The sequence below is a fragment of the Providencia sp. PROV048 genome (assembly GCF_033688165.1).
Taxonomy (GTDB): Bacteria; Pseudomonadota; Gammaproteobacteria; order Enterobacterales; family Enterobacteriaceae; genus Providencia; species Providencia hangzhouensis.
Genome location: NZ_CP096360.1, coordinates 3,313,539 through 3,336,399, shown reverse-complemented (window position 1 = coordinate 3,336,399; position 22,861 = coordinate 3,313,539). Strand labels below are relative to the sequence as shown.

The 22,861-nt window shown below is 42.7% G+C and carries 17 protein-coding genes and 1 riboswitch; of the genes, 5 read left to right on the top strand and 12 right to left on the bottom strand.

Annotation, left to right across the window (positions count from 1 at the left end):
- Positions 1-182 precede the first annotated feature (182 nt).
- Positions 183-677: a type 3 dihydrofolate reductase gene (gene folA, locus M1F26_RS14755; RefSeq protein ID WP_140171579.1), complete on the top strand. Its 495-nt coding sequence runs from the start codon at positions 183-185 to the stop codon at positions 675-677.
- A gap of 73 nt (positions 678-750) precedes the next feature.
- On the opposite strand, the gene apaH is transcribed toward folA, so the two are convergent.
- The 6 genes from apaH to lptD form a co-directional block, all read right to left on the bottom strand.
- Entirely contained in the window at positions 751-1,578 is an 828-nt protein-coding gene (gene apaH, locus M1F26_RS14750; protein WP_140171580.1) for a bis(5'-nucleosyl)-tetraphosphatase (symmetrical) ApaH, read from the bottom strand.
- A gap of 2 nt (positions 1,579-1,580) precedes the next feature.
- Positions 1,581-1,958, bottom strand: a complete 378-nt coding sequence (gene apaG / locus M1F26_RS14745; RefSeq protein ID WP_004257676.1) for a Co2+/Mg2+ efflux protein ApaG — start codon at positions 1,956-1,958, stop codon at positions 1,581-1,583.
- 18 nt (positions 1,959-1,976) lie between these two features.
- Complete coding sequence (gene rsmA, locus M1F26_RS14740) at positions 1,977-2,786, bottom strand: 16S rRNA (adenine(1518)-N(6)/adenine(1519)-N(6))-dimethyltransferase RsmA (RefSeq protein ID WP_140171581.1); 810 nt, start codon at positions 2,784-2,786, stop codon at positions 1,977-1,979.
- The gene (pdxA, locus tag M1F26_RS14735; protein ID WP_140171690.1) at positions 2,783-3,775 is read right to left on the bottom strand and encodes a 4-hydroxythreonine-4-phosphate dehydrogenase PdxA; all 993 of its coding nucleotides are present in this window, start codon (positions 3,773-3,775) and stop codon (positions 2,783-2,785) included. The genes rsmA and pdxA overlap by 4 nt, the downstream gene beginning before the upstream one ends.
- Entirely contained in the window at positions 3,759-5,078 is a 1,320-nt protein-coding gene (gene surA / locus M1F26_RS14730) for a peptidylprolyl isomerase SurA (protein ID WP_094961104.1), read from the bottom strand. The genes pdxA and surA overlap by 17 nt, the downstream gene beginning before the upstream one ends.
- A 192-nt stretch (positions 5,079-5,270) precedes the next feature.
- Positions 5,271-7,646, bottom strand: coding sequence for an LPS assembly protein LptD (lptD, locus tag M1F26_RS14725; protein ID WP_140171582.1), 2,376 nt, complete (start codon positions 7,644-7,646; stop codon positions 5,271-5,273).
- Positions 7,647-7,824: 178 nt separating this feature from the next.
- Between lptD and djlA the strand changes: the two genes are divergently transcribed.
- Positions 7,825-8,640, top strand: a complete 816-nt coding sequence (gene djlA, locus M1F26_RS14720) for a co-chaperone DjlA (protein ID WP_004908636.1) — start codon at positions 7,825-7,827, stop codon at positions 8,638-8,640.
- 312 nt (positions 8,641-8,952) lie between these two features.
- Here djlA and rluA read toward each other — a convergent pair whose 3' ends face one another.
- The 6 genes from rluA to thiB all read right to left on the bottom strand — a co-directional run bounded on the left by rluA (position 8,953) and on the right by thiB (position 18,729).
- A complete protein-coding gene (gene rluA / locus M1F26_RS14715; RefSeq protein WP_140171583.1) occupies positions 8,953-9,606 on the bottom strand; it encodes a bifunctional tRNA pseudouridine(32) synthase/23S rRNA pseudouridine(746) synthase RluA in 654 nt (217 codons plus the stop codon).
- 136 nt (positions 9,607-9,742) lie between these two features.
- Positions 9,743-12,649: an RNA polymerase-associated protein RapA gene (gene rapA / locus M1F26_RS14710; protein ID WP_110591267.1), complete on the bottom strand. Its 2,907-nt coding sequence runs from the start codon at positions 12,647-12,649 to the stop codon at positions 9,743-9,745.
- 377 nt (positions 12,650-13,026) lie between these two features.
- Positions 13,027-15,378: a DNA polymerase II gene (locus tag M1F26_RS14705; RefSeq protein ID WP_140171585.1), complete on the bottom strand. Its 2,352-nt coding sequence runs from the start codon at positions 15,376-15,378 to the stop codon at positions 13,027-13,029.
- Positions 15,379-15,441: 63 nt separating this feature from the next.
- Positions 15,442-16,152 (bottom strand): thiamine ABC transporter ATP-binding protein ThiQ, encoded by a 711-nt coding sequence (gene thiQ / locus M1F26_RS14700; RefSeq protein ID WP_140171586.1) that lies wholly within the window; start codon positions 16,150-16,152, stop codon positions 15,442-15,444.
- Entirely contained in the window at positions 16,145-17,749 is a 1,605-nt protein-coding gene (thiP, locus tag M1F26_RS14695; protein WP_140171587.1) for a thiamine/thiamine pyrophosphate ABC transporter permease ThiP, read from the bottom strand. The genes thiQ and thiP overlap by 8 nt, the downstream gene beginning before the upstream one ends.
- Entirely contained in the window at positions 17,725-18,729 is a 1,005-nt protein-coding gene (gene thiB / locus M1F26_RS14690; RefSeq protein ID WP_140171588.1) for a thiamine ABC transporter substrate binding subunit, read from the bottom strand. The genes thiP and thiB overlap by 25 nt, the downstream gene beginning before the upstream one ends.
- A 58-nt stretch (positions 18,730-18,787) precedes the next feature.
- A riboswitch (TPP riboswitch) is annotated at positions 18,788-18,885 on the bottom strand.
- Between the two features lie 112 nt (positions 18,886-18,997).
- On the opposite strand from thiB, the gene rppH reads away from it, so the two are divergent.
- From rppH to lgt, 3 genes are all read left to right on the top strand, one after another.
- Complete coding sequence (gene rppH / locus M1F26_RS14685; RefSeq protein WP_004257639.1) at positions 18,998-19,531, top strand: RNA pyrophosphohydrolase; 534 nt, start codon at positions 18,998-19,000, stop codon at positions 19,529-19,531.
- 3 nt (positions 19,532-19,534) lie between these two features.
- Positions 19,535-21,781, top strand: coding sequence for a phosphoenolpyruvate--protein phosphotransferase (gene ptsP, locus M1F26_RS14680; RefSeq protein WP_140171589.1), 2,247 nt, complete (start codon positions 19,535-19,537; stop codon positions 21,779-21,781).
- 162 nt (positions 21,782-21,943) lie between these two features.
- Positions 21,944-22,840: a prolipoprotein diacylglyceryl transferase gene (lgt, locus tag M1F26_RS14675; RefSeq protein WP_112307518.1), complete on the top strand. Its 897-nt coding sequence runs from the start codon at positions 21,944-21,946 to the stop codon at positions 22,838-22,840.
- Positions 22,841-22,861: the final 21 nt, after the last annotated feature.

Genomic DNA, 22,861 nt, shown 5'->3' with positions numbered 1-22,861 from the left:
CTCGTATTTAGGCTGATATCAGAGGGTTCATTTTGTTTTTTCATGTTATTTTTAGTCGTAAGTTTATCAATTTGAGTATAAGTGATTCAAACCTGTTTAAGGAAGCTTAAATTTAGTCGACGAAACAATTCTCTTTCCGTATAGTGTGCTCAATTTTTATATCTTGTTTCTAAGGTGAATAGATGAATATTAGCTTAATCGCAGCAATGGCGATCGATCAGGTTATCGGCATGGAAAAAGCGATGCCTTGGAATTTGCCGGGGGATCTAGCGTGGTTCAAACGAAATACGTTAAACAAACCGGTTATCATGGGCCGTGTTACCTATGAATCAATTGGGCGCCCATTGCCACAACGTGTGAATATTGTATTAAGTAGTGCTCCTGGTACTGATTCTGATGTTATTTGGGTAACGTCAGTTGAAGAAGCATTAGCTGCAGCACAAGCAATTGAAAATGTTGAAGAAGTGATGGTAATTGGCGGTGGTAAAGTTTATCAACAATTTTTACCGCTAGCGAATAAATTATATTTGACTCACGTTGATGCTGAAGTTATCGGAGATACTCATTTTCCGGCTTATGAGCCTGATGAATGGGATTCTATTTTTACCGAATACCATGAGGCTGACGAAAACAATACCCATGGTTATTGTTTTGAGATCTTAACTAAAAGAGACTAATTTTTAGTTAGAATGCAAAAATGGCGCTTAATTGCGCCATTTTGCCATAACTTGCAATTAACTAGGCAAAAAATTACTCTTTACGGCTTTTTTGATATGACTTTTGCCGATGGTACTGCTTAGTTTCCCAATGGAATAGCGTTAATTCCCCTCCCCAGCAGCAACCCGTATCTAAAGCATAAACGTCATCAGGAGTGCATTTCCCTTCAAGGGATGCCCAGTGACCAAAAAACACTGAGTAATCCTCAGGAATTTTACTGGGTAGATCGAACCAGGGTTTTAGCGGAGCGGGCGCTTTTTTAGGGTTTTCCTTGCAAATCATATCTAGCTGTCCGTTTGGAAAACAGTAGCGCAGGCGTGTTAAGGCATTGGTACTAAAACGCAAACGAGCTAGCCCCATTAAGCTTTCAGACCAGTTATTTGGCATGTCACCATACATGGAGTCGATGAATAATGGATATGCATCACTAGACAGCACGGCTTCAACTTCCCTTGCACACATTCGTGCTGTTTCGATATCCCATTGTGGTGTTATACCTGCATGGGTCATCAAGATCTTTTTTTCTTCATCAATTTGTAATAAAGGTTGGCGACGTAACCAATTGATCAGTTCGTCAAGATCAGGTGCATGTAATAACTCATCGAGGTGATCTTTCGGCTTGTTACGACTAATTTTACAGTAAATACCCAACAGATGGAGATCGTGGTTACCAAGCACTAAACGTGCGGCAGAACCAAGGCTTTTTACATAGCGTAAAACTTGCAGTGATTCAGTTCCGCGGGCAATGAGATCGCCTGTTAACCACAATGTGTCTTTGGTTGGATCAAAATGGACACTTTCCATCAAGTCACGGAGCTCACGATAACAACCGTGAATATCACCTACTAAATATGTCGACATAATTAATTAATCAGTGTTGGGATAGCAAGACGAAAAGCAGGGATATCAACGTGGAAACTGTCCCCTTGTGTGCTTATCATCACATAATAACCTTCCATTGTACCCATTGGTGTTTCAAGGATTGCGCCACTGGTATAACGGTATTCTTTTCCTGGTGGGATAAGCGGTTGTTCACCAACCACGCCTTCACCTTGAACTTCGGTCTTATGGCCATCACTGTTAGTAATGAGCCAATAACGGCTCATTAATTGAATAGGCTCTCGTCCTAAATTACGAATGCAGATAGTGTAAGCAAACACATATCTCGCAATATCGGGTTGAGATTGGCTTTCTATATAGACACTCTGAACTTGGATGCTTACATTCGGCTCATTAAGCATAGTGCCTCCTTCAACAGACTATTCTGAACGGTTAGAGAGATAGTTTGCCATTTTACAATATTGTTCAACAGAAATATTTTCTGCTCGTGTGCTTAAATCAATACCCAGTTCTGTTAACTCTTCAACGCTGAATAAATCCCCTAAACTATTACGAATCGTTTTACGGCGTTGGTTGAAAGCTTGTGTGGTAATACGGCTTAAAAATTTAATATCTTTTACCGGATACGGGTTTTCACGATGAGGAATCAACCTAACAATGGCTGAATCTACTTTTGGCGCTGGTGTAAATGCGGTTGGTGGTACTTCCAACACAGGCACCACGTTGCAATAATATTGCGCCATAACACTCAAGCGCCCAAAGGCTTTGCTACCTGGTCCTGCAACCAGACGATTCACCACTTCTTTTTGTAACATGAAATTCATGTCAGAAATAGAATTGGTGAATGTGAATAAGTGAAACATTAACGGTGTGGAGATGTTGTAAGGCAAGTTACCAAAAACGCGCAGGGGTTGACCTGCTTGTTTGGCTAATTCACCAAAATCCACTGTCATTGCATCTTGCTGAATGATAGTCAATTTATCTTTTAGTTGAGGATGAACGTGTAAACGTGCAGCAAGGTCACGGTCAAGTTCAACTACGGTCATTTTATCGATTCGGCTACCGACAGGTTCGGTTAAGGCACCTAAGCCGGGACCAATTTCTACAATGGACTGACCTGGCTGCGGGTTCATGGCATCCACGATGCTGTCGATAATAAATTGGTCAGTTAAAAAGTTCTGCCCGAAACGTTTGCGGGCAAAGTGCCCCTGATGGACTCGATTATTCATGTATTCTTAGATGTCATTTGGATAGCTAACTTTAATGCGGTGATAAAACTTCCCGCATCAGCATGACCCGTCCCCGCAAGCTCAAGGGCTGTCCCATGGTCGAGAGAGGTACGGATAAAAGGCAGGCCGAGAGTGATATTTACTGCTCTGCCAAAACCTTGGTATTTTAACACAGGAAGGCCCTGATCGTGATACATTGCTAACACTGCGTCTGCATGGTCTAAATACTTAGCTTGAAATAGGGTATCTGCAGGCAATGGCCCAATCAAATTAATCCCTTTTGTACGTAGGCTTTCAAGTGCAGGCTCTATAGTATCAATTTCTTCGGTACCCATATGGCCGCCTTCTCCTGCATGTGGATTTAAACCACAAACATAGATGGCCGGTTTTTCAATACCAAATTTGGTTTGTAAATCATGGTGTAAAATGGTGATGACTTCATGAAGGCTTTGTTGGGTAATAGCGGCCGACACGTCCTTGAGTGGCAGATGCGTTGTGGCTAATGCAACACGCAGTTCTTCGGTAGCTAGCATCATAACAACGCGTTCACAGTCACTTCGTTGTGCAAAGAATTCCGTGTGACCACTAAATGACATGCCTGCATCATTAATAATCCCTTTATGTACGGGACCTGTTACAAGCGCTGAAAATTCGCCATTTAAACAGCCGTCACATGCTTTTGCTAAGCTCTCCACAACATAGTGGCCATTATCAACATTAAGTACACCTGCCTTTGCAGGCGTTACTAAATGAACAGGTAGAACGGATAAGTGACCTGCAGGCTGTTCTTCATTAATTGAATTGGGGGAATATTCAGTTAATGTCAGAGGCAAATTTAGCGCTTTGGCACGCTGGAGTAATAAATCAGGATCGGCACAAGCAACCAACTCAACAGGCCATTGCTGTTGAGCTAGCTGAATAAGTAGGTCTGGACCAACCCCGGCTGGCTCGCCGGGGGTGATAACAATAGGATTAATTTGTTTTTTCATCTGTAGATTGGCTGTCACGACCATCAACCATTTTCACGTAAGCAGAAGCGCGTTGTTCTTGCATCCAGCTTTGTGCTTCTTCGTTAAATTTACGATTAAACAGTAAACGGTAAGCTTGATCTTTTTGCGCCGCGTCTGTTTTATCAACGTTGCGTGTGTCTTCTAATTGAATTAGGTGCCATCCAAAGTTTGATTGAACAGGTTGGCTTAATTCGCCTTTATTCAGTCTCATTAGCGCATCGCGGAAAGCTGGGTCATAGATATCAGGCATATTCCAACCTAATTCACCCCCTTTTAACGCACTACCTGGGTCTTCAGAGTTTTCTTTTGCTGCATCTTCAAATGAGATTTTGCCTGAACGAATCTCCTGAGCAATTTTGGTTAATTTTTGTCTTGCCTGTGCATCATCCATAATTGGTGATGACTTAATCAAGATGTGGCGTGCTTTCACTTCTGTGACAGAAATAGGTTGGCTGCCACCACTGACATCGTTAACACGTAAAATATGGTAGCCGACACCAGAGCGAATAGGGCCGACAACATCACCTTTTTTCGCATTTTTCAGTTGTTCAGCAAACACAACGGGTAATTCTTGCAGGCGTGACCAACCCATATTACCGCCTTTCAGTGCTTGAGGATCTGCTGAATAAGCGATAGCTAACTTACCGAAATCTCCGCCTTTTTTCAGTTCAGCTAAAATTTTATCCACTAATGCTTCAGCGGTTTTTAGTTGTTCCTGTGTTGGATTTTCTGCTAATGGAATCAAGATATGGCTTAAATTAACGCCCATCTCATAATTTGCTTGTGAGCTCATTTGTTCAGCAAGAGAATCAACCTCTTGAGGTAAAATGGTCACTCGGCGGCGAACTTCATTGTTACGCACTTCAGCGATCAGCATCTCTTTACGAATTTCGCTACGATACTGATTCATATTGATGCCATCAGCGGTTAAACGTTGTTGCATTTGCTGTAGTGTTAAACCGTTTTGACGAGCGATATCAGTAATAGTTGCATCCACGGCTTCATCTGGAATATTGATTTGCATTTGGCTAGCCATTTGCAAAATGATGTTATCCATAACGAGACGCTCAAGGATCTGATGACGCAGAGTTTGATCATCAGGCACCTGTTGACGTGCGTTCTGAGCATTCAGTTTTACTGTGTTGATCATATTCTGGACGTCACTTTCCAGCACAACACCGTTATTGACGACCGCAGCCACTTTATCCATTTGCTGAGGCGCAGCCAAAGCAGTGGAGCTTGCGAACATCAGTCCCAGAATAAGCGTTCTCCAATTCTTCATAATGGTCCTATAAATATTGACTTTGATTCCGCAAAAGCGGGCTAATCTCTTTTTACTCGTCATACTTCAAGTTGCAGTGTTGTTGACTGCGCTCACTCGCACTAGTCACATACTTGTGTATGCTCCTAGCGACTCAGTCACTTGTCGCCTAACTGCCCCTGAGTTATTGACAGTAACTCTATGTTATTTTTATCAGAAAGCACGTTGATAAGGCATAATGCCACTTTCTAACATCTTCTGACTACCTAAACTATGATTGTTATTTAGGCCTCTAAGTTCCACATTGATTGACCATTTATTGTCATATTCACTGCTAAACTTCTCTTTTTGCCAACCAACTATCTTACGTTCATAGCCAAGATTGACTGCCCAGCAACAAGTATTGTATTGCAAACCAACAAGTTGGCTCGCAGGTTGCTGTTGTTTGGTATCATAATAATATGAGCCCACAAAACCCCAGCGCTCGCTTAATGGCCAACTCATGACAGCACCCACTTGTGAAATACCGCGTTGGTATTCAGGCAGTGTATAGGTATAGCCACCATTCGCAGTATCTTCACGACGGAAGGTTGCTTGAATATAATCGCGGTCAACGAAACGGTAGTTCAACTGAACTAAACGATCGGCATCTAAACGGTATTCTGCAACCGCATTCCCCATTGTGACATTACCGAGACGGCGGTCATATTGTAACCCACCACGCAAGCCCCAGTTATCATCAATTCGCCACATAGAGTCAGTGGCCCACAATAATGAACCTGTGTTGCTTTTATCATCTATTGGGCGATTTGAATCACCAGCACGTGGGCGTTCAAAGTAATAAATTTGCCCCACAGAGAAGTTAAAGCGCTCAGCTAAAGTATCGTCATAAACACGTGTTGTGACACCTGTGGTGAACTGGTTTGCAGAGGCGATACGGTCAAGGCCACTGTAAATCCGGTCACGGAATAAACCGCTATAGTCTGACTGCAGCAATGAAGAGTCAAAGTTATTGATATTATCTTGATCTTTATACGGAATATACAAATATTGGACACGTGGTTCTAATGTTTGAACGAAATCGCTGCCTTGGAAAAGGTCTCGTTCGAAGACAACTTTTGCATCGCTTTTAAACATGGGTAGAACACGCGTAACATTTTTTTCTAAGCTAGTATCCGTATTCGAGCGAGGAATATCTTGGTCGTAATGAGTCGCATACAATTTGATGCTGTTATTCATATTTGCCCAACCATTAGACAATGGCAGGTTTACTTCTGGCTCAATGTGTAAGCGAGTTGCGTCTGGGTTATTTTTACCCACACTCGTAAAACGAGCAGCTTGTGCGTAAGTATGCACATCAAAGGCACCTAAATTATTTTTATAATAATTGAAGTCCACTTGTGGCTCTGCTTTATAAGCGCGCTTGTTGGGGTTATCCGCAAAAATTTGGAATTGCTTGTGAGTGACTTTCGCATTCCAGTTTGTATCTGAATAACCTGCACTGAATTTTTGCGTAGCGTAGCCATCAGTGGTGCTACCGTACTGGGAACTAAAGTCAGTAAAATAGCTAGGGTCGCTCACTTTGGTATAGTCAGAGCTGAAGTTCCAATGCCCCGCGTAAGTCCCAGAATGGCGCCAGTAGAATAACCAACGGTCATCGCTATCACGATCTTCACGCTTACCACGTTCTTTGTCTTTGATATAAGCACGGTCATGATTTAGAAAATCAAAGGCCACGGTGCCTGTACCTGGAGCAATAAGGTAGCGGAATTCATTATTTAATTTTACACCACGGTGGGTCATAAATTGCGGTGTAATTGTGGCATCGTAGTTTGGTGCAATATTCCAATAATAGGGTAATGAGAACTCTAGCCCATCGTTACTTGAATAACTTCCCGTCGGAATTAAAAAACCTGAACGGCGCTTATTGCCAATCGGTAATTGCATATATGGGCTATAGAAAATAGGCACGTCACCCACTTTAAAGCGCGCATGCCAAATTTCAGCCACTTCTTCTTCGCGGTCGATAATGACTTCAGAGCCCGCGACGCTCCAGCTATTATTACCGGGTAAACAGGTTGTGAATGTACCGTTTTCCATAATAGAGTAACGGTTTTCACCACGCATTTTCATTTTCGTCGCATCACCACGTCCCTGACGGCCTACCATCATGTAGTTACCGTCATTCACATCAGTGTTTTTATTATCTAAGTTAGACCACGCAGAAGGGCCTTTTAAGATAATTTGTGGGTCATCGTAGTGCACATTACCAGTGGCTGTTACTTCACGCACAGGGAGTTCACCCGCTGTTTCTGTTTGGGTGAGTTTAACCTTATCAGCGGTTAATGTTTGGTTCCCTTGTTGAATATCGACATTACCTTCATATTCAACAAAATTAGGGTATTCACCACGGACATCTTCAGCGGTAATGTGAATCGGCAGGTCGTTAGGGTCACCTTTTACAATCGGTTTGGTGTAAACAGGGACACCCAGCATACACTGCTGTGCAAGGTCAGCATGCGCTTGCTGACTATAAATTGCCGCCCATACCATGGTGGCGAGTAGTGTTGGATAGCTTTTTTTCATCATTAAATATGGGGTTCCGTCATCATTGGCATCGCCAGCAAACGCTCAAAGACTAACTTAGCCAACCACTTTGCGCCAGTATAATGTAAGAAACTTTACGCGCGGGTAGTTATGCATAGAGCTGAATGAATAGTATGATAATGCAAAATTGCATTTTGAGCATTGAAGAATTGAGGGATATATGCACTATTGGGGCAAAATTATTGGCGTTATACTCGCAATCGTCTCTGGATTGGGTTTTTGGGGGGCGCTAGTTGGGTTAATTATTGGGCATGGTTTTGATAAAGCATCGATTCAACGTAAATTTGCAGGAAGAATGAATAAGCGAGATCGCCAAATCATTTTCTTTGCGAGCACCTTCCAAATTTTGGGGCATTTAACGAAGTCCAAAGGCCGTGTAACCGAGACAGATATTCAGCTTGCGACTAATTTAATGGACAGAATGCAATTACATGGAGAAACACGAAAAGCGGCTCAACAAGCGTTTAGAGAAGGCAAATCCCCTAACTTTCCATTGCGTGATGTATTAAAGCAATTACGTATGGCCTGTTATGGCCGTTTTGACTTGATTCAGATGTTTCTGGAAATTCAATTACAAGCTGCTTTTGCTGATGGGCAATTACACCCGAACGAACGAAAAGTGTTGTTTATTATTGCCGAAGAGCTCGGTATTTCTAAGGTTCAGTTTGAACAGTTCTTGGATATGATTCAAAGTGGTCGCCAATTTGGCCAAGGTTACTCTCAGCAGCAATCAGGAGGGTATTATCAGCAATCAAATGGCCCAACCCTTGAAGATGCTTGTAAAGTGCTTGGCGTGTCCCCGAGTGATGATCCAACAAAAATTAAGCGTGCCTATCGTAAATTAATGAGCGAACATCATCCAGATAAATTGGTTGCGAAAGGTTTGCCGCCAGAAATGATGGAAATAGCGAAGCAGAAAGCGCAATCAATCCAAGCAGCTTATGACTTAGTTAAGAAGGAGCTCGGCTTCAAATAAATTTCCCCGTCATATTTCGCGCCGCAGCGTTGTTGGCTGCGCTCGCGAACCCTAGTCACATATTACTGTATGCTCCTAGGAATTCGCTCTCTTGCCGCCTAGCTGCATCACGAACTATTTAGGGGAAATCAGGGGAATAATTAAAATGGATTATTTCGCTCCCGTTTTTTGTTGGCTGCGCTCGCGAACCCTAGTTACATAGTTATGTATGTTCTTAGGATAAAAACAAACGGAAAAATAATCAGCGCAAAAACAGAGTGAGTTAATTTCTGCACTGGTAATATTGAAATCTAATCAATCGATTAGAGACCGTTAAAAATCCGGTGGGCAGGTAAAATGCATTGGTGTGCCATATTCAGGATGGGTGATATATAACTCCTGAGCATGTAATTGTAAGCGAGGGGCGAGCGCTTTGGCTTCATCGTGAGCATAGAAACGGTCGCCTAATATTGGGTGGCCTAAAGCTAACATATGGACTCTAAGTTGGTGCGAACGACCCGTAATAGGGGAAAGCTTTACGCGAGTGGCTTGTTCTTCATATTGTAAAACTTGGTATTCAGTTTGTGCCGATTTACCCGTTTCAAAGCACACCTTTTGCTTAGGGCGGTTTGGCCAATCACAAATCAGCGGTAAATCAATCAAACCTTCTTCTTTTTCTAAATGACCCCAAACACGAGCAATATAGACTTTTTTAGGCTCACGCTCCCTAAATTGGCGTTTAAGCTCTCGCTCAGCCTTTTTGTGTAGCGCCACAACCATGACACCACTTGTCGCCATATCTAAGCGATGTACAGATTCAGCTACGGGAAAATCACGCTGAACACGGCTCATAATGCTGTCGTGGTGCTCAGGGGCTTTTCCGGGCACAGAAAGTAGCCCACTAGGCTTATTCACCGCAATAATATGGTCATCTTGGTATAGCACATGCAGCCAAGGTTCAACGGAGGGATGGTAGGGTTCCATCATAAGGTATATCGCTCCCAAAGCTCTTAAAATAAATTCTCCCTCTAATGAGGGAGAAATTGGTAATGATTTTAAGCTACGCTCATCATAATTTAAACAGCTAATAATAAGTGCATGAATGGTTTAGCACGTAATACGCTTATTGATGAGTCACCACAACTAAGCGGATGGCATCTAGTCGCCATGTAGCTTGGTCGATATTAGTCATCAGTTGTTGGCGTTCTTCCTCAATAATATCAAGTTCTTCATCACGGATATTTGGGTTGACCGCTTTTAGTGCTTCTAAACGAGAAAGCTCCAACGTTAGCGCCTTATCAGCCGCTTCTTTTGCATTCTCTATCAATGCTTTGGCTTCTTTTTCGATCATTGGCTCAGATAAGCGTAATACCGAATGAACCTCATTTTGTACTGCATTGACCAGTTTGCTTGCCATATGGCGGTTAATGGCATTTAATTGGCGGTTAAAACTTTCAAACTCAACTTGAGATGATAAGTTATTACCTTTTAAATCAATTAATAAGCGTACCGGAGTTGCGGGTAAGAAACGGCTAATTTGCAGGTTCTTAGGTGCTTGAGCTTCCACAACGTAAATCAGTTCAGTCAATAAGGTGCCAACAGGCAGCGCTTTGTTTTTCAATAAAGAAACCGCACAGCTGCCGGTATCGCCAGATAGCACTAAATCTAAACCATTACGAATAATAGGGTGCTCCCAGCTGATAAACTGCGTATCTTCACGAGAAAGTGCTTGCTCTCTATCAAACGTGATGGTGCAACCATCTTGAGGAAGCCCTGGGAAATCAGGGACTAACATATGGTCTGAAGGCGTTAGGATAATCAAGTTATCACTTTTATCTTCTTGATTAATACCCACGATATCAAAAAGATTGAGTGCAAAGTTAACCAATTCGGTATCGTTATCACCTTCACCAATTTCTTCAGCCAACAGATTGCCAGACTCGCCACCGTTTGAATGCATTTCAAGCAAACGGTCACGGCCTTGTTCCAATTGTAATTTCAAGCTGTCATGCTCTGCACGGCAGGTTTTAATAAAATCATCAAAACCTTCTGTGACTGTCGGTTCAGCCATAAATTGCAGTAATGGTTGGTAGTATTTATCGTAGATAGCTCGGCCTGTTGGGCAGGTATGTTCAAAGGCATCTAAGCCTTCGTGATACCAGCGGATCAACACAGATTGTGCGGTATTTTCTAAATAAGGCACATGAATGCTGATATCACGGCTTTGTCCAATACGGTCTAAACGGCCGATACGTTGCTCGAGTAAGTCTGGATTAAACGGCAGGTCGAACATCACCAACTGGTTAGCAAATTGGAAGTTACGCCCTTCAGAACCGATTTCAGAACATAATAGAACCTGCGCGCCTTCTTCTTGAGAGGCGAAATAGGCAGCAGCTCGGTCACGTTCTAATAACGATAACCCTTCGTGGAACACGGCAGCACGAATCGCTTCGCGTTCACGTAACACTTGCTCCAATTGTAGTGCAGTTGCGGCTTTCGCGCAGATCACTAACACTTTTTCATGGCGGTTTGCGGTCAAAAAGCCCATTAACCACTCAACCCGCGGGTCAAAGTTCCACCACGTGGCGTTTTCACCTTCGAACTCTTGGTAAATTTGCTCAGGGTAGAGCATTTCTTTTGCTCGTGTTTCAACGTCTTTTTTACTGCCCATAATACCAGCCACTTTAATTGCGGTTTGGTATTGGGTGGGCAATGGCATTTTTAACGAATGCAATTCACGACGAGGGAAGCCTTTGACGCCATTTCGGGTATTTCTGAACAACAGGCGGCTAGTACCATGGCGGTCCATTAACATGTTGATCAGCTCTTGGCGCGCGGCATTGCCATCTTCACCTTCAAGGTTTGCAGCCTTTAGCAGTGGTTCGATATCTTGTTCTTTGATTAATTCGTTAAGTAAATTTTGCTGGTCATTAGTCAGTTTGTCACCCGACAGCAACAGTGAAACCGCATCAGCAACAGGACGGTAGTTTTCTTGCTCAGCAATAAAGTCTTGGTAATCATGAAAACGGCTAGGGTCAAGTAAACGCAGGCGAGCGAAGTGGCTTTCTTGGCCAAGTTGCTCTGGTGTTGCCGTTAATAGCAAAATAGAAGGAATATTTTCAGCTAATGTTTCAATAACTTGATATTCACGGCTCGGGGCGGTCTCACTCCACTGTAAGTGATGAGCTTCGTCGACGACCATCATATCCCAGCCCGCTTCAACTAATTGGTCAAAACGCTGCTTGTTACGACGGACGAAATCCAGTGAACACAGAACGAGTTGTTCTGTTTCAAATGGGTTATCACTATCATGCTGTGCTTCACTGTAACGGCTATCATCAAACAAAGAAAAACGCAGATTAAAGCGGCGTAGCATCTCAACCAGCCATTGGTGCTGTAAGCTATCAGGAACAATAACTAAGACGCGCTCTGCACGGCCTGCCATTAATTGCTGGTGGATAATCATCCCCGCTTCAATGGTTTTACCTAAGCCGACTTCGTCAGCGAGTAATACGCGCGGATGGTGGCGTTTTCCCACTTCATTGGCAATATGTAATTGGTGTGGGATCAGGCTTGCACGAATACCGCGTAGGCCTGTCGCTTGATGTTTGACTTGCTCGCTTTGGAATTTGCGCGCACGGAAGCGTAAAGCGAAACGGTCCATACGGTCAATTTGCCCAGCAAATAGACGATCTTGCGGCTTATTGAATGTGAGCTTGCTGTCGAGGAACACTTCTCTAAGGCTCACACCGGTTTCTTGCGTATCTAAACGTGTGCCGATGTAAGTCAATAATCCTTTATCTTCTTCAATGCTTTCAACTTGAAGTTGCCAGCCTTCGTGGCTGGTAATGGTATCACCTTCATTAAACATCACTCGGGTAATAGGGGCATCACTGCTAGAGTAAAGGCGGTTTTCGCCACTAGCAGGAAAAAGCAACGTTACCATTCGGGCATCAATTGCCACGACGGCACCTAATCCAAGTTCGCTTTCTGTATCGCTGATCCAGCGTTGACCAAGAGTAAATGGCATAGATTTAACTTAATTCCATAAAATTGAGAGTTTATTTTTTAGATTTTTTAAGACAATTTTTATCAGTGTCTTCGCCCAGTGTTGGTGTAGCTCATTAATAGTTACACAAGGAAGAGTTCGAATTATTTTAAAAATAGTCGTTACCTGATGATTAATTATACACATTTTATTATTCAAATTGCAGCAAAGTGAGCACTAAGGCGTTTGCTGGGCTTGTGGCCGAGACAATGAGTCAGTCTATTTGAATTATAATGAGTATTGTTGATTATCACGCATAATTTGTGTAGCCAGACGTGCGAGACACCAAAGGGGCGATATATTAATTCAACCGAAGGCTATCGTCACCTGTTAAAAAAACATCAAAGGTAGAATAAATTTTAAAACAACAGGGTAATTTGCCCAGTTAGCAGGGTATCAAAGTCATCTTGTAAGAAAGGCAAGATAGCATCTGCTATTGGTTTGATTTGCTTGGAAATATAATGTTCGTAATCCGGTTTTGCCGTGATGATTTCCAGCGGTTCAGGCCCTGCCTGAGTGATAATATAGTTTATCCAACCACCATTTTGATATTGCAAAGGGCGCTGTAATTTTAAATTATAGCCATCAGCGGTACGAGCAGCTCGAACATGCGGAGGAACATTTTTTTGGTAATCAGTCAATTTTCGGCGCAGACGCTTACGATAAACTAAACGGTCATCATATTGGCCCGAACGAATATTTTGGACATACTCACGAATATATTCACGGTAAGGTTGGTGATAAAAAATACGAGTATAGAGCTCTTTTTGGAATATTTGAGCTAATGGTGTCCAGTCTGAACGAATGGTTTCCAGCCCTCTAAATACCATGGTGTCTTTACTCAATCCTGCATAGCGCTTTTTGCTCCCCATTTCGGCACCACGTACGGTGGGCATCAAAAATCGGCGGTAATGGGTTTCATACTCGAGCTCTAAAACACCTTCTAATTGCCATTCTTCTGCTAAATGTTTTTTCCACCAACTATTTACGTAATCACGTAAAGCAAAGCCAATTTTTTGTGCTTGTTCTTCATTGTGGGCATCACGTAACCATACAAACGTGGAGTCGGTATCTCCATAAATAACTTGGTAACCCTGTGACTCAATCAAGCGTTTGGTTGTACGCATAATTTCATGGCCACGCATGGTGATTGATGCGGTCAGTCTTGGGTCAAAAAAACGGCATCCTTCAGCTCCTAATACTCCAGCAAATGCGTTCATAATAATTTTTAGCGCTTGGGATAGTGGTGCATTATGCTCTTTTTTGGCTTTATCCCGCTCTTGCCAGATATGGCTGACAATATCGGGTAAACAGTGGGTTGTGCGAGAAAACCAAGCTTGGCGAAAACCGGGAACCGAATGTGCAAGGTTAGGGTGTGCTAACCCGTCAATCATACCTGCAGGGTCGATGAGAAAAGTTCTAATAATTGAAGGATATAGGCTTTTGTAGTCCAAAACTAATACGGAGTCATATAACCCGGGTTGGGAGTCCATGACAAAGCCCCCGGGGTTCAGTTGCATTTTTTGTTCTGTGAGGTTGGGTGCGACAAAGCCAAGGCGGTGTAGACGGGGAATATAAAGGTGTGAGAATGCTGCGACAGATCCGCCCATTTTATCAACAGCAAGGCCAGTTACTGTTGAACGTTCTTGCAAGAAAGCCATTAAATCCGTTTTTTCAAAGATCCGATGGACTAAAATACAATCTTGAATATTGTAGTGTGCTAGAGCGGGTTTATCGTGAGCAAAGCGGCGGTTGATTTCATCCATTCGGTCATAAGGGGTATCAATCGCTTTACCTTCGCCAAGGAGTTCTTGAGCGACAAACTCTAAACTAAATGATGAAAAACTCCATGTTGCTGCTTTTAATGCATCAATACCATCAATAATTAACCGGCCTTCAGCAGCGGCAAAAAATACCCCTTGCTTAAAGCCATGCTCTCGCCACTCCAATTTTTTGTTTTGTCGACCAAACAATAATTGGATGCCATAACGCTCAGCATGCTTTTGTAATACTTGTAAGTCGAATTGGATTAGGTTCCAACCAATGATGGCATCAGGGTCGTATTGGTGAAGCCATTCATTGAGCTTATGAAGTAATTGCGGGCGGCTATTCACATAGATTAAGCGATGTTCAGAGCTCAATGCAGGCCCTTGTTCTGGCCCTAACATAAATACCACATTGTCACCACAACCAGACAGCCCTATAGAATAGAGTTCACCATGTTGGCTGGTTTCGATATCAAGGGAAACAGCTTTGACTAGGGGACGGTAGCCTTCACAAGGTTTTAGTTGAAATTCTCCTTGCTGATTTTGAGAAAACCAGACAGAGGCCGCGATAAAGCGTTCCATTAGATACCGTTCACTTGGGCGAATATCTGTTTCTAATAATTCGACACCCAATTCGTTGCAGCTTTTTTCAAGATTCTGTAATTGTCGATATTGCTGGCAATAAATCGCATAGACCTTTTCACGTTTAAAATCAATTAATTCAAGAAGCCGATAGGTAATATTGGGTTGTTCATCTAATAGGTGTTTTACTCGAGGAAATTGAGATTCAGCTAAAAAACCAATCGCTTTTTGATATGGAACAGTGACCTTTTGTGGTTGGTTATCAGTGAGTAGCCAATAAGAGACCTCGACACCGTGACGGGTGTCTCTCCAGTGCCGGCTAAGAATAAAGCCTCTTTCCGCTGGGGCGATGAGTTGGGTCATTAGGCTACTCGCATAAAAAATAGTTACGATAAATATACGCGAATAGTGTGAATTTATACAGTGCTAATTATTGGAAACGCTTGTGATACTCAGTAAAGCAGACGCAGCGCTTTGTCCCTGTAATAGGTATTGAGTATCACCATCGTAGGCAATATTCCCTTCTGCAATAACCAGTGTCCGCGGGGCAATTTGTAAAGCATCATCAACATTATGCGAAATCATTAACAATGTGATTGATTTTTCTGCACAAATTTCCCTGAGTAATAGTAGCATTTCTCGGCGTAATGCAGGGTCGAGAGCAGAAAAGGGTTCATCGAGCAGTAAAATCGGTTGATTACGGATCATGCAGCGTGCTAATGCCGCACGTTGCCGTTGCCCCCCCGACAGTTGCGCCGGTAACCTATCTAAACATTCACTCAGGCTGACACGACTCGCCATTTGCTCAACTTGCTGAATTTGCGTTTTATTGAGGCGCAAATTGGGTTGTAACCCAAGGCCAATATTTTGCCGGATCGTCAGGTGTGAAAATAAATTATTTTCTTGAAATAGCATAGAAACAGGGCGCTTAGCGGGTGGGCTAAAGGTATGGTCTTCGCCATTAAGCTCAATCGTACCATTATTGGGGAATTGAAAGCCGCTAATCAAACTTAATAGCGTACTTTTCCCTGCACCACTAGGCCCCATAACAGCAACAGATTCACCAGATTGAACAGAAAAATCAAACGACATTGTCAGGTTGTCGTATTGGTAATCTAGCTGAGTCAATTTAATCATGATGTTTTCCTGAAATACGTTCAATCAAGCTAAATAAGCAAAAACAAAGCAATAACAATAGCATGGCTGTCACTGCACCATCGTTTGATCGGTAAGCCCCTATTTGCTGATAAAGATAATAAGGGAGCGTGCGGAAGTTATCATTGCCAAATAACGCGACGACACCAAAATCACCAATTGAGATAACACAAGCAAACGCAAGAGCTTGAGCGATTGGTTTGCGTAGTGCTTTCAGTTCAATAATTCGCAAACGATTAAAACCCGAAATATCGAGTGATTGGCATAACGGGTTATAGCGTTCAGCACTGTCTCGCATAGGGTTTTCTAATACTTTTAACGCATAAGGAATGGCCAACAAAGCGTTAGTCATGATAACTAATGGGTAAGGGGATTCAGGTAAGCCTATCGTTTCATTAAAAAAGATAAAAAAACCTGTCGCGAGGACGATACCCGGCATGGCTAAAATAATTAACCCGCTAAGCTCTATGGCTTGCCCTAAACGAGCTGCTTGGCGTAAGCGCAATTCGCGGCTGCTCCATAACAACATTAAGGTTAGTACCACACAGACAGCGCCAGCACACAGTGCAATAAACACAGAGGTTGCCGTGGCTTGCCATAAGGCGGGTTGCTGCAATACCGCCCAAAGTTGCCCATTTAACCCATCGAAAATAACCGCGAATAGTGGGGGAAGTAGCAATAACATGGCAGCGATAATGAGCAGCAGGTCACGAATACGACGAAATGCGTTATCAGCGGGGTCAACCCATTGTGCTTGGTGGCTAAAACCTACTGAAAATACACTATTTACTTTGTGGCAGATAAACATTAAACCGACACAGAAGAACAGCTGAATTAATGCTAAAATAGTGGCTCGCCCTAAATCAAAATCATAGTTAAGAGCTTGGTAAATAGCCAATTCGATAGTGGTTGCTGCAGGACCGCCTCCCAGAGCGAGCACAGTCGCAAAGCTGGCAAAGCACAGCATAAAAATTAACGCAGCAGTGGGTAATATTTGCCGCCGTAAATAAGGCCATTCTAAAATGGTAAATTGCTGCCACTCATTAAACCTCAGCTGTGCTGCAATTTGCCGTTGCTCAATAGCGATATTTTCTAAAGATTGTAATAGCATACGCGTTGCTAGCGGCATATTAAAGAAGACATGTGCTAGCAAAATCCCCTTTAGGCCATAAGGCGAAAAACTGTAATTAAGCCCCAATAATTGGCACAGTTTAGCCAGCCAACCCGTTTGCCCGTAAACCGATAAAATACCAAATACGGCAACTAACACAGGAAGAACCAACGTCATTGCACATAAGCGTAAAAATAGAGTTCGCCCAAAAAAACGACGGCGATGCAATGCTCTTGCAAGAAAAATAGCAGGGATTACAGAAAAAATAGCGGATAAAAAAGCCTGCCAGAAAGTAAAGCCAATCACATGCCACAAATAGCTATCGCTAATAATGTCAGTCATTGAAATTTCAGGTGCAAAAAACCACAGTGCACCAAAACTAATAAGTGCAACCGTAATCAGTAATCCGGAGGCCAACGCCCCCGGTAGTAGAGACAAATTAATTAGCGACTGACGGCGGTTTGCCATAAACGAGTCCAATTTTGGCGTTCTTTGGCCACTTCTTGAGAACTAAATTGTAAGGCTTTTTCAGGTAGAGGTAACTGGTTGTATACCTCAGGTAAGGGAATATCAATGACCGGATACATCCAGTTGGTTGTTGGTAAAGTATTTTGGAATTCAGGGGTTAAGACAAACTGTAAAAATTGTTTTGCCAATTCAGGCTCTGGACTGTTTTTTAACCTTGCAGCCACTTCAACTTGCATATAGTGCCCTTCATTAAATAAGGCGGCAGCATAGTTATCTTTTTGGTCATTAAGCATTTGATAACCCGGCGATGAGGTATAACTGAGTACAAAATCACCTTCCCCTTTTAAGAACAGGCCATAAGCTTCACTCCAACCTTTAGTTACGGTAAGTGTTTTGCCTGCCATTTTTTGCCATGCATCCGCAGACTTGTCGCCATACAGTTTTTCAATCCATAGCATTAAGCCAAGTCCGGGCGTACTGGTTCGAGGATCTTGGTAAATAATTTTCCAATTATTTTCACTATTTAATAATGCATCCATACTTGTTGGTGGTTGTTTAATTTTATTAGTGTCATATATAAATGCGAAGTAACCATAGTCATAAGGAATGAAAGTTGAGCTATCCCATGAAATAGGCAGCTTCAATGCGCTGGTATTAATGTCAGCAGGGGCAAACAGGCCTGTTTTTTCAGCAGAATCTAATAAATTATTATCTAATCCTAAAATTACATCTGCTTTACTTTTTTTTCCTTCCATTCTGAGTCTGTTTAGCAGAGCTACGCCATCCCCCAGTGCGACTATTTTTAATTCACAATCGCACTGCGCTTCGAAATTCTTTTTAATTTGTGGGCCCGGTCCCCATTCTGCTGCAAAGGAATCGTAGGTATAAACAGTAAGCGTTGGTTTATCAGCCCATGCCAATTGACTTAAACTGAGTGCACTAAAGGTAAGAATAGATGCTATAATTTTGTTTTTAAACATGCTTTTTCCTGCGCTAAAAGATAGTGACACAGGATTTGAGGAGGAACCGGTGCAGATATGCAGGCGGTGGCTCAAATCCCTACGCCGGTATTAACCGGATCAGGTTCTACGGGTTATTTCTCAGCCTAAATAAATTCGGCACCCCGTTGAGATGTTCACTATTGTAGTGACTTCAGGCATATCTGCAAACTGTATTGATATAGGTTTACCAGTTTAGGTATGTGTGAAACAATTAGGCATCTTTCAAATTTGGTTATTGAGGTAGTCTGTGATTGATGATGATGGCTACCGCCCGAATGTAGGAATTGTAATTTGTAATCGGCAAGGGCAAGTTTTATGGGCCCGCCGCTATGGTCAACACTCATGGCAGTTTCCTCAAGGAGGCATCAATCCTGGGGAATCGCCGGAACAGGCGATGTATCGTGAGCTATACGAAGAAGTCGGGCTACAGCGTAAGGATGTCAGGTTATTGGCATCTACCCGTAATTGGTTACGTTACAAATTACCCAAGCGTTTGGTGCGTTGGGATACAAAACCTGTTTGTATTGGGCAGAAACAGCGTTGGTTTTTACTTCAACTTCAATGCAATGATGCCGATATAAACGTGCAGCGCAGTAAATCGCCAGAATTTGATGGCTGGCGATGGGTCAGTTATTGGTATCCTGTTAGGCAGGTGGTTTCTTTCAAACGTGAAGTTTATCGGCGTGTCATGAAAGAATTCGCTCCCGTAGTTATGCCTTTACAGGAACAAAAATTACCACAACGGCCCTCTTTTAATAACCGTAGGCGTGGAGCAAAGTAGCCTATGTTGACGCGTTTACGTGAAATTGTCGAAAAAGTTGCAATGGCGACAAGTTTGACTGATGCGCTAGAAGTGTTGGTGAATGAGACCTGCAAAGCAATGAGAACAGACGTTTGTTCCATTTATTTAGCTGATCACCCTCGCCAATGCTATTACTTAATGGCAACCCGCGGGTTAAAAAAACCTAGCGGGATTGCTATTCGTCTAGGTTTTGATGAAGGTGTCGTAGGGGCCGTAGGGCGCCAGTCTGAGATGCTCAATCTAGCCGATATTCGTGAACACCCTCAATATAAATTCCTGCCTCAGCTTAAAGAAGAACAATTAAAAGCTTTCTTAGGTGTTCCCGTGGTATACCGTCGCCAATTATTAGGCGTGCTGGTCGTACAGCAACGGGAAAAACGGCTATTTAATGAAACCGAAGAATCTTTCATGGTAACGCTGTCGATGCAACTCGCCGTGATTTTGTCGCAAGCACAAGCAAAAGGTATTTTTGGGCAATATAGGCAAAATAGAATTAAAGCGATTCCTGTATCACAAGGAATTGCAATGGCTTATGGATGGCAAGATAGTTCCCAACCTTCTTTAGATAGTATTTTTCAAGCAAGCGCTATTGATATCGACAAAGAAAAACAACGCCTTGTCGCCGCCCTCGAAAGTGCTACAGCGGAATGTCGTCGTATTAGTAAACGTTTTATGGCGAGCTCGGCAAAAGAAAGTGCGGCGATATTTGATCTCTATAATCATTTACTGAGTGACCCGCAGCTAAAAAAACATCTGTTTGCCGCCATCAATGATAACGCAACTGCTGAATGGGCAGTTAAAACAGTTATTGAAAATTATGTAGAGCAGTTTTCTCGCCTGCGTGACCTTTATTTAAGGGAAAGAGGGGCAGATTTAAAAGCATTAGGTCAACGCTTATTATTTCATCTTGATGATTCACTTACCGAAAATGAGCAATGGCCAGAACGTTTTATTTTAGTTGCTGATGAATTAAGTGCTAGTGTATTGGCGGAGTTACCTATTGAGCAACTTGCTGGTGTGGTCGTGCGTGACGGAGCAACGCATTCTCATTCCGCTATCTTAATCAGAGCTATGGGAATTCCTGCAATTATGGGCGCGGATATTGAGCCTTCGTTATTACATAACCGCCATTTAATATTGGATGGTTACCGTGGTGAGCTCTTTATTGAACCTGAAAATTTAATTGTTCAGGAATACCAGCAAATCATTGAAGAAGAAAATGTTATTAGTCGCTTAGCGGAAGGAACTCTTGAACAAGATGCAACACTTAAAGGCGGCGAACACGTTCATATTTACCTTAATGCAGGTTTAAGTCCGCGCTACGAGCAACAGATTAACACAGGGGTTGACGGCGTTGGCCTGTATCGTACTGAACTGCCTTTTATGTTGCACAATGGTTTTCCCTCGGAAGATGAGCAAAAACAACTCTATAAAGAAGTTTTACAACTTTTCCCTACCAAGCCTGTAGTGTTAAGAACCCTTGATATAGGGGCGGACAAACAGTTGCCATACATGCCAATTAGCGAAGAAAACCCAAGCTTAGGCTGGCGCGGTATTCGCATCATGCTGGACCAGCCCGAGATTTTTTTAATCCAGCTAAGGGCTATGTTACGGGCGAATATGTTTTCAGGTAATTTACGTATTTTATTACCGATGGTGACCAGTGTTAATGAGATAGACGAAGCAATTTTGCTGATAAAAAGAGCAAGGGACGAAGTGAGTTTTTTATTAAAAATGCCAGTTGAGATGCCCCAAATTGGTATTATGCTTGAAGTTCCTTCTTTGCTATTTCTATTGCCGGAAATAAAAAAACGCGTTGATTTTATCTCTATCGGGACTAATGACTTTACACAATATTTACTTGCTGTTGACCGTAATAACACCCATGTAGCGGCGCTATATGATAATCTTCATCCCTCAATTGTGCGCTTTTTAGCAAAAGTAAGTGAAGAGTGCCAACGCCTTCAACTCCCTGTAAGTGTTTGTGGGGAAATGGCAGGGCAGCCACTCAGCGCAATGGTATTAATTGCTCTAGGATATCGCTCCTTAAGTATGAGTGGGCGTAGTGTTCCTCGCATGAAATATTTAATCCGCCAGCTTGACCCTGCCTTGATGTCGCAGTTAGTACCTAAGTTATTGGCTGCGGAAACGAGTGATAGTGTCAGGCTAGAGGCGAGTGAATTTATGGAACAACACCATTTAGGCGGTTTTGTACGTGGTGGGATTTAACTTACAACAAGATGTAAGTATTTAATTTGGTTTAGTTTGAAAAATATCAAGTATAAATGACTATACTTTTTGTTGTATGCTTCAGGGGCTTCACAAATTGAAGCCTGTTGAATACGTAATAGTCGACGAGTAGTTGGCTTAATGATTAAAAAGTGGGGAACAATGAGTAACAACTACTTAGCATTTCCGGAAATAGATCCTGTTATGTTCTCGATTGGGCCAGTATCGTTACACTGGTATGGCTTTATGTACCTTGTTGGCTTTGTTTTTGCCCTTTGGCTAGCAGGGCGTCGCGCTGCAAAACCCAATAGTGGCTGGACAAAAAACGAAGTAGAAAACTTGCTGTATGTTGGCTTTGTTGGCGTATTTGTCGGTGGTCGGTTAGGTTACGTTTTCTTTTATAATCTCCCTGTTTTTCTTGATGATCCTTTATATCTATTTAAGGTTTGGGATGGTGGCATGTCCTTCCATGGCGGCCTAATCGGTGTGATATGTGCCATGATGTGGTTTGCTCACCGTACTCGCCGTCGTTTCCTGCAAGTATCTGACTTTGTTGCACCATTGATCCCATTTGGCTTAGGCATGGGCCGTATTGGGAACTTTATTAATGGGGAGCTATGGGGACGAGTAACACTCGATACGCCATGGGCATTTTTATTCCCACATTCACGCAGTGAAGATATTCAACTTGCCGCACAGGACCCTTCGTTATTACCCATATTAGAGCAGTATGGTGTGCTACCAAGACACCCATCACAGCTTTATGAAATGTTCTTAGAGGGAATTGTTCTGTTCCTTATTTTGAACTTATTTGTGCGTAAACCTCGTCCAATGGGGAGTGTTTCTGGGTTATTCTTGATTGGTTATGGTGCATTTAGGATTATTGTTGAATTCTTTAGGCAACCAGACGCACAGCTTGGTTTATTTGGTGGTATTAGTATGGGACAAATTCTATCAATTCCGATGATTATTATTGGAGTTCTGATGATTGTTTGGGCTTACAAATATGGCAAAAATGTGCCAGCCCATAAGCCACTAAAAGAGCCTAAAAAGAGTTAATAAGTACAATTATTGGGGCTA